Origin of the sequence: Halomonas sp. GFAJ-1, assembly GCF_000236625.2 — a bacterium.
Classification (GTDB): Bacteria; Pseudomonadota; Gammaproteobacteria; order Pseudomonadales; family Halomonadaceae; genus Vreelandella.
The window spans coordinates 1-847 of record NZ_AHBC01000095.1 but is presented as its reverse complement, the minus strand read 5'-3'; the positions used below and the strand labels follow the sequence as shown (position 1 = coordinate 847).

Below are 847 nucleotides of genomic sequence, written 5' to 3'. Positions count from 1 at the left end.
GAGAAAGCTTGGGTGTTATTAATTGAGGCATGAGTCTCCCACACTGTTTATGTTAACTAGCCATTTAAGTTCTATGTAACTCATCAAACTACCCAGGCGTTGAAAATTTTATCAAGCTCACTTTTATCTAGTATAAAACTCTACTTGCTTCAACATATTTTCTTCTCCGTACATATTTTGAGTTGTTTTAACTGCATTTCTACCTATAAACTCTCTAAGATGCTGATCGTTAATAAGCATTTCTAACAACTTCTTAGCCTCTTCAGTAGTATCAAAAAGAAAACCATTTTTTCCATGCTCAATCCAATCTACGTATCCACCCTTTCTTTCAACTACGATAGGTAAACCAGCTGCCATTGCTTCAAAAACAACGCGACCAAATGTTTCAATATGTTCGCCAGTGCGATAGTAGAAAATATCTATGTGATGGTAAAAATCATTTGATTTTAAAGTACCGGTGTTAAATATTTCTATATTCTCAGTGTTTGAAAGTTCATTCTTTAAACAAGAGGCTCCCTGGAGGATGATTTTAACGTTTGACTTGGCTAAGCTTTTATAAATATCTACGTCTGAAATGTTGTGTTTGCCCGGATCATCTCTACTCATTCTGCCAACAACAATCATTTTTTGATCGTTCAAATCTCTTTCTTTATGTTGAAGAAATGTAGAAATATCAATGGGTGACGGGAAAACCTTTGCATCTATATTTTCAGCATTTTTTTGGTAATTAGACACAACAACATACTCAACATCAGGCCACCTGAGTAATTTAGGGTGATGTGAGGTTAGCTTTACATGTTTAGGATGAAAAGTATTATAAATATTAATGAGTCTTTCTGGGCGAGGT

The 847-nt window shown here is 34.6% G+C and carries 1 protein-coding gene; it reads right to left on the bottom strand.

All coding sequences use genetic code 11. From position 1 onward, the window contains the following. Positions 1–123 precede the first annotated feature (123 nt). A partial coding sequence (locus MOY_RS16505) for a glycosyltransferase family 4 protein (protein WP_009102235.1) occupies positions 124–847 on the bottom strand: 724 nt, incomplete at its 5' end.